This is a genomic window from Bradyrhizobium canariense (genome assembly GCF_900105125.1).
Lineage (GTDB): Bacteria > Pseudomonadota > Alphaproteobacteria > Rhizobiales > Xanthobacteraceae > Bradyrhizobium > Bradyrhizobium canariense_A.
The window spans coordinates 1,933,789-1,947,192 of sequence record NZ_LT629750.1 but is presented as its reverse complement, the minus strand read 5'-3'; the positions used below and the strand labels follow the sequence as shown (position 1 = coordinate 1,947,192).

The window sequence follows — 13,404 nt, the reverse complement described above, 5'->3', positions numbered from 1 at the left end:
TCGCTGATGGTTCATAAGCGGTCTCCCCGCGGCCGACGATTCACGCGCCGCCACTGCTTCAGAAAGATTTCGCTTGGCTAACATTCATCGACAGATTGCCCAAGAACTTGGTATCCGCGAGCAGCAGGTCGAGGCGACGGTCGCGTTGCTCGACGGCGGCGCTACGGTCCCCTTCGTTGCGCGCTACCGCAAGGAAATGACCGGCGCGCTCGACGACGCGCAATTGCGCACGCTGGAAGAGCGCCTGAACTATCTGCGCGAACTTGAAGAGCGTCGCGTCGCGATCCTCAATTCGGTCCGCGACCAGGGCAAGCTCGATGCCGCGCTGGAAGCGGCCATTTTGGCGGCCGACAGCAAGGGCCGTCTCGAAGACATTTATCTTCCGTTCAAGCCGAAGCGCCGCACCAAGGCCGAGATCGCCAAGGAGGCGGGACTGGAGCCGCTGGCCGAGTTGCTGTTGACGCAGCCGCAGAACGATCCGCAGGCCGCCGCCGCGCCGTTCATCAATGCCGACAAGCAGGTGGCCGATGCCGCGGCCGCGCTCGACGGCGCCCGCGCCATTCTGGTCGAGCGCTTCGCCGAAGACGCCGACCTGATCGGCGCGCTGCGCGAGCAGATGTGGTCAAGCGGTCTGATGGCATCGAGCGTGCGCGACGGCAAGAAAACCGAGGGTGAGAAGTTCAAGGATTATTTCGATTTCAGCGAGCCGCTCACCAAACTACCGTCGCACCGGATCCTCGCGATGTTCCGCGGCGAAAAGGAAGAGATTCTCGACCTGCAGATGCAGCCAGAGCCGCCAAGCTCGACGCCGGCCGCGGTCAGTCCCTATGAACTGAAGATCATGCATCGCTTTGGTATTTCCGATCAAAGCCGTCCCGGCGACCGCTGGCTGGCGGAGACCGCGCGGTGGGCGTGGCGGACAAAAATTCAGCTCCATCTCAACATCGATCTGCGCATGCGGCTATGGACGTTGGCGGAAACCGAAGCCGTGCGTGTGTTCGCATCGAACCTGCGCGACCTATTGCTGGCAGCGCCCGCCGGCGCCCGCGTCACCATGGGTCTCGATCCGGGTTTCCGTTCCGGCGTCAAGGTTGCCGTCGTCGATGCAACCGGCAAGGTGGTTGCGACCGCCACGATCTATCCGCACGAGCCAGCGCGGCGCTGGGATGAAGCGTTGGCGGTGCTGGGCAAGCTCGCGCAACAGCATCGCGTCGACCTGATCGCGATCGGCAACGGCACCGCGTCGCGGGAGACCGACAAGCTCGCGACCGATCTGGTAAAACTGCTGCCGGAACTCAAGATGTCGAAGATCGTGGTGTCGGAGGCCGGTGCTTCGGTCTATTCGGCGTCGGCCTTTGCTTCCGAGGAACTGCCGGATCTCGACGTCACCCTGCGCGGCGCGGTATCGATCGCGCGGCGGCTGCAGGATCCATTGGCCGAGCTGGTCAAGATCGACCCGAAGGCGATCGGGGTCGGGCAGTATCAACATGACCTCGGCGAGAGCAAACTTGCGCGCTCGCTCGACGCCGTTGTTGAAGACTGCGTGAATGCCGTTGGTGTCGACGCCAACACCGCCTCTGCGCCGCTGCTGGCACGCGTGTCGGGGATCGGTTCCGGGCTGGCGCAGAGCATCGTCCAGCACCGCGACGCCAACGGCCCGTTCACATCACGCAAGGCGCTGAAACAGGTCCCGCGGCTGGGGCCGAAGGCGTTCGAACAATGCGCCGGATTCCTGCGCATCACCAATGGCGACGACCCGCTCGATGCTTCCGGCGTTCATCCGGAATCCTATCCGGTGGTGCGGCGGATTCTGGCGGCGACCAAGAGCGACATCAAGGCGCTGATCGGCAACGCGGAGATCCTGCGCCAGGTCAAGCCGCAAAGCTTTGTCGACGACACCTTTGGTTTGCCGACCGTGACCGACATCCTGCGCGAGCTGGAAAAGCCCGGCCGCGACCCGCGTCCGGCCTTCAAGGCCGCGGTGTTCAAGGAAGGTGTCGAGACGCTCAAGGACCTCAAGCCCGGCATGGTCCTCGAAGGCGCCGTCACCAACGTCGCGGCGTTCGGTGCCTTTGTCGATATCGGCGTGCATCAGGATGGCCTGGTGCACATCTCGGCGATGTCGAGGTCCTTTATCAAGGATCCGCGCGAGGTGGTGAAGTCGGGCGACATCGTCAAGGTGAAGGTGCTGGAGGTCGATGTCGCCCGCAAACGTATCGCGCTGACGCTGCGTCTCGACGATGAACTCGGTGGAAAGACCGAGCGCCCGCAAGGCATGCCGCGCGACAATTCCCGCGCGTCGATGTCGTCATCGGCGCGCAAGCCGCAACAGCCCTCCGGCGGCGGGGCGCTCGCGGAAGCCTTGCGCCGCGCCAGCGAGAAGGCGGGGAACGGCAAACCGAGGACCTAGTGGGAGTGAAGCCGGTAGATCGAGTGCGTATAGATTCGGCTAAAGCCTAGCTTGCTGCCTCGCGGACCGCCCCGGAACTGACGAGTTGATCTACGGTTCGCTCGTCGTATCCGTTTTCGAGCAGCACGGCCCGGCTGTGCTGTCCGACATCCGGCGCCGCCGTCAATCCATCCTCGTGTTCTCCCGTCAGCCCCGGCGTGCGCGCCACGTGAACGATACCCATACCCGGCGTGTCGGTGGCGATCGCAGCACCAATCGCCTTGACGTGGGTATCCTGAAGCCAATCGCCGTTGCTCAGGATCCGGTCTGCGATGATATCGGCTGCCTGCAGGCGGCGGAGCCAGGCCTCCGTTGTGTCCTGCAGAAAGGCTTGGGCAACTTCGGCGATCAGTTGATCCGCGGCGTCCGATCGCTTGGCAAAATCATTGTAGCGCGGGTCTTGCGCAAGATCTTCGCGCCCAAGCACCCGGCACAGGCGCTGGTATTGCGGCTCGCTCACGAGCGTCACCATCAGCCAGCCGTTGCTGGTGCGGTACGAACCCGCGGGCACATTGAGCGCGCGCGGGGTACCTCCCTCAAGCATGTATTCGGCCAGTTTGTGTCCGACTAGCGCGGCCGTCGATTGCGTCAGGCTGACGTCGATCCATCGGCCGGTGCCGACGGTCGCGCGCGCAAACAGTGCCGCCTGCACGGCCTGAAACGCGTAGACACCGGTGGAGATATCGGAGACCGTCGTGCCCACGCGATGCGGCACCTTGTCGTTTCCGAGATTGACCGAAACCAGGCCGGAAAATGCTTGCGCCACCGAGTCCGTGCACGGGCGCTGGTTATAGGGTCCGGTTTGGCCAAAGCCGCTGATCGAAAGATAAATCAGCCCCGGATTTTCGCGCGATAAGGTTTCGTATCCCAGACCCAATCTGGCCGCGACACCCGGCCGAAACCCTTCGATAAAGACGTCGGATTTGCCGGCGAGCCGCTTCGCTATCTCGAGGCCCTTGGCGTTCTTGAGATCGAGACAAAGGCCGCGCTTGCCGCGATTATAGACGGCCGAGAGCGCCGAATGCCTTCCATAGGTCGTCCCTAGCCGGCGCGCCCAATCGCCTTCAGGCGGCTCGACCTTGATGACATCCGCGCCGTAGCTCGCGAGCAATTCACCGCAATAGGGCGACGCAACGCCCTGGCCGAGATCAAGAACCCTAAGTCCGGCGTAGGGCGCGTTGTGAGACGGCGTGTTTGATTTAATCATTTTATTCTCCCGGTCTCAGGACGACCTTGCCGATCGACGCGCGCTGTTCGACGCGCCGCAGGCCTTCGGCGAAATCCGCAAGCGGCAGCGCCACATCGACGAGCGGGTGCAGCAGGCCCTTATCGAACAGCGAGAACAGCTCCTCGAAAAGACCGCGCACCTTTGCCCGCAAGGCATTATCAGGCCGCTGTTTTGCCCAGCCCATGTAGTAACCCCAGTACAATCCGATCACGGTGAGGTTCTTTACGAGAACCAGATTGGCGGGAATTGACGGGATCTGGCCCGACGCGAAACCCATCGGAATCAATCGCGCGAGCGGCGCGACGCACCGCAGTGACTTGTCGAATACCTCGCCGCCCACGGGATCGAATACGACATCGGCGCCGCGGCTACCGGTCAGGTCAAGCACCGCTTGCCGGAAATCATCGCGCCGATAGTCGATGGCGTCGTGCGCGCCATGCTCTCTCGCGATTGCAATCTTGGCATCGCCGCCCGCGGTTGCGATGACGCGGGCGCCCAAGGCGCGGCCGATCTCGACGGCCGCAAGTCCGCTTGCGCCGGACGCGCCATGAACCAGCAACGTCTCGCCGGGCTCAAGCGCGGCGCGCCACTTCAGCGATGAATAGGCTGTCGCATAAATCGTCGGGAAGTGTGTCGCTGCATCGAAGTCCAGGCTATCGGGGATCTTGAAGACATTGTCTGCTTCGATGACAGCTTGTTCGGCGAAGCTGCCGGACGGTTGTCCGGCGCAGACACGGTCTCCGACCCGAAGCCCGGTGGACACGTCAGCAGCGATCTCGGTGACCACGCCGGCAATCTCGGTGCCCGGGATGAACGGCAGCGCCGGCTTGTTTTGATGTTTGCCCTCGATGAACAGCAGGTTCGCAAAACTGATGCCGGCGGCGCGGACGTCGATCCGCACACCGCCGGGTACCATGGCCGGCGGGGGAACCGTCTCGAGCCTCAGATTGTCGATGCCGCCGAACGTGCGGCCCACGACAGCGCGCATGGGCTAGGCCTCCCGTTTCGTGCCGTGCCGTCCGGCGCCGGCTGCGAACGAGGCTGCGCCAGCGCGCGCTTCGAGGCGGCGCGCTTCGGCGGCAAGCAGCATCTCCTGCGCGATGGCTTCCGCCTCGGACAGGTCCCACTGGCGGATGGCGGAGAGCCGGTCCGAGCGCATGGCGATCTGCGGAAAGGCTGATATCTCGTGGGCGAGCTCGATCGCCATCTTCAGCGCCTCGCCATCCGGCGCCAGCCGGTCGGCAAGGCCGATGGCCACAGCCTCTTCGCCGCCGATCTTGCGCGCGGTCAGCAGCATATCCAGTGCGCGTCCGGTGCCCACCAACCGCGGCAGGCGAACCGTGGTCCCGTCGCTCATCGGGACGCCCCATCGTCGCGACAGCACGGCGAACGTTGCGGAGCGTTCCGCAACGCGCAAATCGCAACGCAGCGCGATGCCGAGCCCTCCGGCGCAGGCGAAGCCGGCGACGGCTGCGATCACCGGCTTGCCGAGGATATCATGACAGGGACCATCGACGTCGCCGGCCCAGGGCTTGTAGTCCTGTCCCGCCGCAAGCACTTTCAAATCGGCGCCGGCACAGAAATGGCCGCCGGCGCCGGTCAGGACCGCGACTTTGGCGTCCGGGGATGCATCGAAGGCGCGCAGCGCCTGTGTCAGCGACGCGGCGGTCTCATTGTCCAGTGCGTTGCGGACCGCGGGCCGGTTGATGGTGATCACCGTCACCGGCCCGTCGGTTTCGACCAGCAATTTCGGGTCTGTGCCTGTCATTTCGACGTCAGCAGCGGGCATTCGCTCTCCTGTGCCGGCCGCCAGGCCTTGTCGCCCGGGATGGTCGCGATGATCTTCCAATAGTCCCACGGTCCCTTGGACTCCGCCGGCGTCTTCACTTGCGTCACGTAGAGATCGCGCAGCAAACGGCCGTCGGCCCGGATGGTCGCGTTGTGCGTAAACGCATCGTTGACCGGCATCTCGTGCATTTTCGCCGCGACCTTGGTGCCGTCATCGGTACCGGCCGCGGCCACCGCCTTGAGATAGTGCACAACGGAGCTGTAGACGCCAGCCTGCACGATGGAGGGCGGCCGGCCCATCTTGTCCCAGAAGCGTTTGGCGAAGGCGCGGCTGCCGTCGTCGAGATCATGATAATATGTTGTCGACGAAACCAGGCCCTGGCCGTTTTGAAGGCCCATGGCGTCGACGTCGTTGATGAACATCAGGAACGTCACGACCTGGGTCTTGCCGCCGATAATGTTGAACTCATGCGCCTGCTTGATGGCGTTGCTGGTATCGCTTCCGGCTGTTGCCAGCGCCAGCACTTTGGCGCCGGACCCCTGCGCCTGCAGCAGGAACGAGGAGAAGTCCGGGGTGTCGAGCGGGGAGCGCACGCCGCCGACGACCTTGCCGCCAGCGGCGACGATCCGCTTGGTCGCTTCGCTCTCCATCGATTTACCGAAGGCATAATCGGCGGTGATGAAGAACCAGGTATCGCCGCCGTTCTTCAGCACGCCCTCGGGCGGTGCGGCGGCGAGCGCATAGGTGTCGTACATCCAGTGGAAGCTGTAAGGCGAACATGATTTTCCGGTGACTTCCGCGGTCGCGGGTCCGGACAACAGGATGACCTTCTTGCGCTCGCGCGAGACGTTCTGCATCGCGAGCGCCGCGGCCGAGGACCCGCCATCTGCGATGACGTCGACGCCTTGTGAATCATATTCCTGACGCGCCAGATTTGCCGCGATGTCCGGCTTGTTCTGGTGATCGGCGGAGACGATCTCGATCGGACTGTTCAATACCTTGCCGCCGAAGTCTTCGGCCGCGAGCTCTGCCGCGATGATCGAACCTTTTCCGCCGGCGTCGGCATAGATCCCGCCCATGTCGTTGACGATGCCGATCCGAACCACGTTGTCGGATACCTGCGCGGCCGCCGGCGATGCCAGCATGCCCGCAAGGATCAAGGCACTCGAAAATACTGTTCTCATGATTTCCCCTTTTCTTCTTTTGTTACGTTGATGACTGCACGGGAACCAACAAGACTTTCGATCTCGGAGGCCCCGTAACCGTATTCGGAGAGGATTTCCCGCGTGTGCGCGCCGAGCGCGGGAGCTTGAGGCAGCTTGGTTCCCGCTTCCCCTGTGCCGGGCAACAGCATCAGCGGCATCCCTTCGAAGCCGCCGCCGGTCAGCGTCGCGACATGCGCGGACTGGCGCGTGTGAACATCGTCGAGGAAGGCGTCGTAGTCCTGGACCGGGCCGCAGAGCACGTCGTGCGCTTCGAAGGCGTCTATCCAATGCTGGCCGGGTTGCGTCGCCAGGATCGCCGTGACCGCAGATGTGATCTCGCTGGCGTGCGCAAGCCGGCTGCTTTCCGACGCGAAGCGGGGATCATCGATCCAGTCTGTTCGGCCGATGGCACGGCACAGGCCATGAAACATCGCCGTCGACACGCAGGACAGATTGATGTGACCGTCCGAGGTCGCAAATGTCCCGATCGGTACGCTCAGCGGCGGACCCGGCTGCCCTCGATGCATCGCGTGATCGATGATCGGCATCGACTGGAATGCGGCTGCCACTTCGACCAGGGATATCCTGATGTGACGGCCGCCGCGCCCTGCGAGACGGGAGTACAGCGCCGCGCCGACTTGTTGCGCGGCATAGACACCGGCCGCGGTATCGACCGCCAACATGCCGATCCGGCGCGGTGTACCGCGTGCGTCGCGGTTCATCACCATCATGCCGGTAAAGCCCTGGATCACCGTGTCCGTCGCGGGCCGCTTCGCGTAGGGGCCGGGGCCGAAACCAAGGATCGACAGGTAAATCAGGTCAGGCTTATCCAGGCGAAGCTGCGCATCGCCGATCCCAAGCCGCTCAACGGCGCCCGGGCGGAAATTCTGGATCACGACATCGACTTGCTGTGCCAGGCGCAGCAGAACGGCGCGCCCGTCGGGCTTCGTCCCGTCGATGCAGATCGCGCGCTTGCCGATATTCGGGACCAGACTGAACGCCGTATGTCCGTCGATCGCGCCGCCGATGGTGCGCGCCCAGTCGCCGGCCGGCGGCTCGACCTTGATGACGGTGGCGCCGCCACGCGCAAGGATGGCCCCACAATACGGTCCCGCGAAGCCTTGGCTAACGTCCAGCACCCGTAGCCCCGCATAGTCCGCAGTAGTCACGCTTCGCTCTCCCGTTCCCACCCGTTTTTAGATACCGGGTAGTATGTTGAGGATCAAGCTACTGCGTAGTATGTTGATCGTCAACCAGGCCGGAGGGAGATGATCGTGCGTCACAAGGAACAGGTCGATGTGCCGGATCAGCCGCCGGCGGGTGACCGAAGGATCGAAATTCTCGATGCCGCGGCACGCGCGTTCATGCGCCAGGGCTTCGCCGCGACCTCGCTTGATCGCGTCAGCGACGAGATCGGATCGACCAAGGGCGCGATCTACTACTATTACCGCAGCAAATCGGATCTGTTCTTCGGCGTGCACCGGCGTGGCATGGAACTGACGGAGGCAGCGATCCGGCCGCCGTTCGAAAAGCATGCCGGCGCGCGCGATCGGCTGCATGCGATGGCGTTTGCCCACACGCTATTGGTGATGGACCAGCTTCCCTATCTGCGCGTGATCGCGCAGGGACTGGAACTGCATTTGCTCGAACGCACCAATGAAAGCGAAAGAGCCAACCTTGCCGAGGTCGCAGCCCTGCGTGAGGCCAACGAAAATCTTTACATCCGCGCCATCAAGGAAGGCGTGTCGTCGGGAGAATTGCGGCCGGTCGACGCAAAACTCATCGCAAAGCCGGTTTTGGGCGCATTAAACTGGACATCGCGCTGGTATCAGCCGCGGCCGGGCGAGACCGCGGCCGCACGCAAGCGGCTGGCGACCTCGATCGCGGATTTCGTCGTGGCAGGACTGGTGAAATCATGATGGCAAAGGCAGAGGTAGGGGCCCGCGAGAAAACGGTGGATGGCGCCGCCTACGCGGCGATCGAACTCATCTATCATTCCTATCTGACGGGTTTGATTTTGATGCTGGCATCGCGTGCCGGCGCCTCGCGCACGTCGGAGGTGGTGTTTCGCACCTTCCGCCGCCAGCAGCTCTCCCGCTTTTTGCCGGGCCTGAAGAAGCTCGGCCTCGACAAGCTTCCGCATGCGGTTGCCTGCGCGCAATATCACTACCTCTCGAACCAGGTCGGCGGCGTGAAAGTCGAATACGTCTTGGAAAGCGACCGGAAAGCCTGGGTCCGCTACCCACCGCCGCGATGGATCTGGTCGGGCACTGCCATTTGCGGCATCCCGTCGGAAGTTTCGCGTGCAATGCTGCGCGGATGGCACGCCAACAACGGCGTTGTCCTTGGCAACCCGCGGCTCGGTTTTGTCTGCACCGGGCAGACCGTAGACGGCCAGCCGGGTCTTGAGGGTTATTACAAGGAATGGGATCACGATCTTGCGCCGGAGGAGCGGCTTCAGTTCTCTCCCGGAGAAACCTGTCCGCCGTTCGACGTGGATGCTGCGCCGAAATTACCTGAGAACAGCTGGCCCAACGAACGGTTGCAGAAAGTGCTGCGCAACTACGCGATGGAATATATCACCTCGATCCTGCCGGAGACGATCGCTGTTCTTGGCCCGGAGGAGGGCGGACACCTCGCGGGCGCCGCGGCTCGCCTCGTCGGCATGCATACTTTCGACGAGGTTTCCAAGCTGCTGGGAGGGGTAGGTGAGGGCGTCGCGGGGTTTGCCGAGATGCTCACGCGGTTGTCGGCCGGTCAGGGCGACGATGCCGCCGGTGCTATCGATGGTGGAATAGCCACGGTGCGACAAACGACATGGCGGCTGATGCAGGATCGGCCGCAGCTTTCGCCGCGGGTCTTCGACGCCTGGAACGAATTGTGGATTGGCGCGGCGCTTGCGCACGACCGCTTCCTCGAGATCGAGATGACCAAAAGACGGGATCGCGACGATCCATGTTGGGAATGGCGGATAGCCCGCGGCCCGACGAATTAAGGAGCGCGCTGGTGTCCGAGACCAACCCCGTCAACGAGAGCGTGCGGTACGAATTATCCGGCAACATCGCCCGGATCACGCTCGAGCGTCCGCCGGTGAATGCGCTGAGTCTGGAAATGATCCGCGCGGTTGTCGCTGCGTTCAGGCGCGCTGCGTCGGATCGCCAGGCACGCGCTGTCGTGCTGTCGAGCGCGCTGGCGAAGCGTTTTTCGGCCGGTCTCGATCTCGACATCCTGCTCGGAAAATCCGGAGAGCATATCCGGGAGTTTCTTCAGGAGCTGTATGTCGGATTGTACGATGCGCAGTATGATCTGGGAAAACCTTCGATCGCGGCGGTGGGTGGTGCGGCGCGCGGCGGCGGCATGACCATGGCGGTCTCGTGCGACGTGGTGCTGGCCGGTGAAAGCGCGACCTTCGGCTATCCGGAAATCGACGTCGGTGTATTGCCGGCGATTCATTTCGCGCATCTGCCGCGGCTGATCGGACGGCATCGCGCCTTCGAGCTTCTGTTCAGCGGCCGCGCCTTTGATGCGCGCGAGGCCTTCGAACTGGGAATTGTAAACAAGGTTGTCCGGGATGCCGAACTCGATGACGCCGCGATGGGCCTTGCCGGGACGTTTGCTGCAAAATCAGAGACGGTCGTGCGCATGGGCCGCGCTGCCTTCATGCGCCAGATCGATCTGGACTACCGCCGCAGCATCGCGAACGCGGTGGAGGATTTCTGCAATGTTGCCGTGACCGATGCGGCGCAGGAAGGATTGAGGGCATTCGTGGAGCGGCGAAAACCCAATTGGTGAACGACAGTCGCGGAAGGAGCCGCGCTAGTCCCACGAGCGCGGACCCGCTGGAAAGGCTGGGGTTTGTGCGTCATGCGACGGTCAAATTTCTCTGAGCCATCAACAGTTATCAAAGCCTCGACGCCACCAGCACGGCGATGACGATCACCAGTGCTGCCACTATCGTAACGATTCCTTCAGCGGTGAGATGCAGTCCCCAGAAGCTGACGTGCAGTCGATTGCGCATGGCGCGGCTCTCCATTTGTAGGAAGATGAGAGCCATCGGGGACGGGGACAGTTCATGTGCCCATGATCGGATAGGTCGGTCAATGGTTTGATTCGAGGCACTTTTCCTTGGTAGGGAACATGGCGCCACCGGCAAGATCTTGATGTTGCGCGTCAATGAGCGCCCGATCGAATCCGCTGTGTCAGTTTTGTGCCAATCCGCCTTTTGCTTTTAGCGAACTGTCCACAGTTGATTGCGCCGCTGGCTTTTCTAACCCCAAAGTCTGCTCTCAGCCTCGGCAAGCTTGGCCGAGTCATCACCCGAGGAAAGAGGTGCCCGTAGGTATCGAGGGTGACCGTGATCGAGGAGTGGCCAAGCCGTTCCTGCACGACCTTTGCAGGCAGTTCTAACCCGCCATCGGCCTCGCGGTTGATGCACCGAACACCAACCAAGGGTAATGCGTCAGATTATCCATGACCTCGGTCGACAGTCGGATCCGTGCGCACGCTTTGAGTTCCTGAGTGACGAATAGTGTAGAGGAAGCGGGCGTTGAACCATCACAGTGAACACGTGTCGGAATAGGTGGAAACTTGGCCACTGCCGAAGGGGAGTTCGGTCCTCCTTTCCGCGGCCCGGCCGAGAAGCTGCGACGGCGGCATCAGAGGCAGCGCCGGTCAATCGCACTTATCACAGCTTCGGTCCGTTTCTACATAGTCGCGGCCTGATAGCGGGGGTACTGTAGTAGGACCGCCTCGGATTTGGGTTCGAACTGCTGACCTTTTTAGTATCGCGTGAGGCCGCCCTTGATCGCTTTCCTGAGCGATACGAATCCGATGAACCTTGCCAGCAAGGCGTCGGTGAAGCTCGCGGGTGGCCTCGCACGCTTGCTCGTTGCCGCTATGGCGCTTTGTTTCATGACGGCGCCGCTGCGGGCGGTCAAACCGGAAACTCGGGTCCTGTTCCTCAACGCCACAGACCCTTATTTACCTGCGTATTTGGCAATCGACGCAGCCATGCGCGAGATCCTGGCAAAAAATGCAACGCCACGATTTCAGTACTTCACCGAGACACTCGATGCTCAACGGTTCGCCCTCAGAGATTTCGAGCCGGAACTCATGGCTCTGCTCGTCAAGAAATACAAGGCACTGCAGATCGACATCATCGTCGCTGTCACACATCCTGCACTCGATTTCGTAGTTCAGCACAGGAAAGAGCTTTGGCCGGATGCCAAGATACTCTTTCATAGCATTCCGGCGAAATCGCTCGAACGTATGACGCTTCCGGAGGGCACGGAGGGCGTCGTGGAGAGTCAGAAAATCACGGAGACCGTCGATCTCGCCCAGCGAATGCAGCCCGACGCGCGGCGCCTCCTCGTTGTCGCTGGGGTATCCGACTATGACAAGAATATTACGAACGATACCCGCAGAGTGTTGGCCGAGCGGCGCAACACAATAGAAACGGAATTTCTACTAGGGCTCCCGCAGACGGAACTCATAGAGCGGATAGGACGCGAGCCGGCAAGCACAATAGTATTGTATCTCGCGCAGTTCCGCGATCGCGACGGCCGTCCGTATACGCCGGGTGAGGTGGTCCGCGCTATCAGTACAGTGTCGTCTGCGCCGATATATGGCCTATTTGAAACCTATCTTGGCGGCGGCATTGCGGGAGGAGTCCTGGAGTCCTACAAAGACCAAGGGCGTATGGTAGCTGAGCGACTGATCCGGTTGGGATCGGGTGGCACAATTCCAGCTGTGTCCGAAGTTCCTGCTCGATGCGTAGCGGACGCTCTCGCTCTGCGCAAATGGTCGTTGGACGAGCACAGCTTGCCCCCCGGGTGCGAAATCCGCTTCGCCGAGCGGCCTTTATGGCGCGAATATCCGCTGCAGGTCTTCGCTGCGCTGGCCGTTGTAGTGTTTCAGGGCGCGCTGATCGCGTGGATGCTGTTCGAGCGTCGACGTCGCAAGCTGGCCGCCGAGCAGATGGGAAGGGCTAAGGTTGAAACAGAACAGTATCGCGAAAATCTTGCGCACCTGGTGCGTGTCCATGCCGTCAATGACATGTCTGCGGCGATTACGCATGAGATTAATCAGCCGCTCGTCGCAATAAAGAATTACGCGCTCGCGGCGCGCCGGCGACTAGCCGGCACCGTGGATGCAGCCAAGGTTGAAGACCTGCTGGACAAAATCGGAGAGCAAGCCTCGCGCGCAGGCGATGTGCTGCAGTCGCTTCGTACCATGGTGAAGAAGCATGAACCGAAGAACACCAGAATTGAAGTTGGGCAACTGGTCGCCGATACCTTGAAGCTGGTGGAAATGGAAAGTCGCAGCGCGAATATCAGGTTCGAGTCCGTGATCTCGAGGGATCTTCCACCGATCTTCGTCGATGGGGTTCAGATTCAACAGGTGGTCCTGAACCTGATCCGCAATGCCATTGAGGCGATAGAGGAAGCTGGAATCACCACCAATGTCATCAAAGTTGGAGTTTCGGGCACGGCGGAAAATGAAATCGCCGTGAGCGTCACCGATTACGGTCCGGGAATTAGCCCCGACGCTGCCACGCATATTTTTGAGCCGTTCTATTCGACGAAAGGAGCAGGATTGGGAGTCGGGCTTTCGATCTCCCGCGCTATCATTGAAGCGCATGGCGGCCGGATATCGCTGGCCCCGAACCTGGATGGTGGATGCGTTTTTCAATTCACGCTGCCTATCCCTCATAAAGGGAAACTGACGGCATGAG

The 13,404-nt window shown here is 62.0% G+C and carries 10 protein-coding genes and 1 pseudogene; 5 read left to right on the top strand and 6 right to left on the bottom strand.

Annotated features, from left to right (window positions below):
* The first annotated feature begins 73 nt into the window (after positions 1–73).
* Positions 74–2,410 carry a Tex family protein gene (locus BLV09_RS09530; protein WP_146687105.1) on the top strand — a complete coding sequence of 779 codons (2,337 nt, stop codon included), beginning with the start codon at positions 74–76 and terminating at the stop codon, positions 2,408–2,410.
* 46 nt (positions 2,411–2,456) lie between these two features.
* Here the strand turns inward: BLV09_RS09530 and BLV09_RS09525 are convergent, their stop codons facing one another.
* Genes BLV09_RS09525 through BLV09_RS09505 form a run of 5 tightly spaced genes read right to left on the bottom strand, consistent with a single transcriptional unit; the run spans position 2,457 to position 7,840 of the window.
* Complete coding sequence (locus BLV09_RS09525; RefSeq protein ID WP_146687104.1) at positions 2,457–3,656, bottom strand: CaiB/BaiF CoA transferase family protein; 1,200 nt, start codon at positions 3,654–3,656, stop codon at positions 2,457–2,459.
* Position 3,657: 1 nt separating this feature from the next.
* Positions 3,658–4,665: an NADPH:quinone oxidoreductase family protein gene (locus tag BLV09_RS09520; RefSeq protein ID WP_146687103.1), complete on the bottom strand. Its 1,008-nt coding sequence runs from the start codon at positions 4,663–4,665 to the stop codon at positions 3,658–3,660.
* Positions 4,666–4,668: 3 nt separating this feature from the next.
* Positions 4,669–5,466, bottom strand: a complete 798-nt coding sequence (locus tag BLV09_RS09515) for a crotonase/enoyl-CoA hydratase family protein (protein WP_167558670.1) — start codon at positions 5,464–5,466, stop codon at positions 4,669–4,671.
* Positions 5,442–6,650, bottom strand: coding sequence for an ABC transporter substrate-binding protein (locus BLV09_RS09510; RefSeq protein ID WP_146687102.1), 1,209 nt, complete (start codon positions 6,648–6,650; stop codon positions 5,442–5,444). The genes BLV09_RS09515 and BLV09_RS09510 overlap by 25 nt, the downstream gene beginning before the upstream one ends.
* The gene (locus tag BLV09_RS09505) at positions 6,647–7,840 is read right to left on the bottom strand and encodes a CaiB/BaiF CoA transferase family protein (RefSeq protein ID WP_167558669.1); all 1,194 of its coding nucleotides are present in this window, start codon (positions 7,838–7,840) and stop codon (positions 6,647–6,649) included. The genes BLV09_RS09510 and BLV09_RS09505 overlap by 4 nt, the downstream gene beginning before the upstream one ends.
* 105 nt (positions 7,841–7,945) lie before the next feature.
* Here BLV09_RS09505 and BLV09_RS09500 point away from each other — a divergent pair, with 105 nt between their 5' ends.
* From BLV09_RS09500 to BLV09_RS09490, 3 genes are read left to right on the top strand one after another with little or no spacing between them, the layout of a single operon-like run.
* Positions 7,946–8,590: a TetR family transcriptional regulator gene (locus BLV09_RS09500; protein WP_197685031.1), complete on the top strand. Its 645-nt coding sequence runs from the start codon at positions 7,946–7,948 to the stop codon at positions 8,588–8,590.
* Positions 8,587–9,666 carry a hypothetical protein gene (locus BLV09_RS09495; RefSeq protein WP_244549017.1) on the top strand — a complete coding sequence of 360 codons (1,080 nt, stop codon included), beginning with the start codon at positions 8,587–8,589 and terminating at the stop codon, positions 9,664–9,666. Before BLV09_RS09500 ends, BLV09_RS09495 begins: the two co-directional genes overlap by 4 nt.
* Positions 9,667–9,677: 11 nt before the next feature.
* Complete coding sequence (locus BLV09_RS09490) at positions 9,678–10,463, top strand: enoyl-CoA hydratase/isomerase family protein (RefSeq protein WP_244549016.1); 786 nt, start codon at positions 9,678–9,680, stop codon at positions 10,461–10,463.
* A gap of 475 nt (positions 10,464–10,938) precedes the next feature.
* Here BLV09_RS09490 and BLV09_RS37975 read toward each other — a convergent pair.
* Positions 10,939–11,105 (bottom strand): annotated as a pseudogene (locus tag BLV09_RS37975) (site-specific integrase); the annotation flags it as partial.
* A gap of 366 nt (positions 11,106–11,471) precedes the next feature.
* On the opposite strand from BLV09_RS37975, the gene BLV09_RS09480 reads away from it, so the two are divergent.
* Positions 11,472–13,403: a sensor histidine kinase gene (locus BLV09_RS09480; RefSeq protein WP_146687097.1), complete on the top strand. Its 1,932-nt coding sequence runs from the start codon at positions 11,472–11,474 to the stop codon at positions 13,401–13,403.
* The last annotated feature ends 1 nt before the right edge of the window (position 13,404 follow it).

Coding starts and splice junctions, on each gene's coding strand:
- BLV09_RS09525 (WP_146687104.1), bottom strand. CDS start 3,656: ATGATTAAATCAAACACGCCGTCTCACAACGCGCCCTACGCCGGACTT.
- BLV09_RS09520 (WP_146687103.1), bottom strand. CDS start 4,665: ATGCGCGCTGTCGTGGGCCGCACGTTCGGCGGCATCGACAATCTGAGG.
- BLV09_RS09515 (WP_167558670.1), bottom strand. CDS start 5,466: ATGCCCGCTGCTGACGTCGAAATGACAGGCACAGACCCGAAATTGCTG.
- BLV09_RS09510 (WP_146687102.1), bottom strand. CDS start 6,650: ATGAGAACAGTATTTTCGAGTGCCTTGATCCTTGCGGGCATGCTGGCA.
- BLV09_RS09495 (WP_244549017.1), top strand. CDS start 8,587: ATGATGGCAAAGGCAGAGGTAGGGGCCCGCGAGAAAACGGTGGATGGC.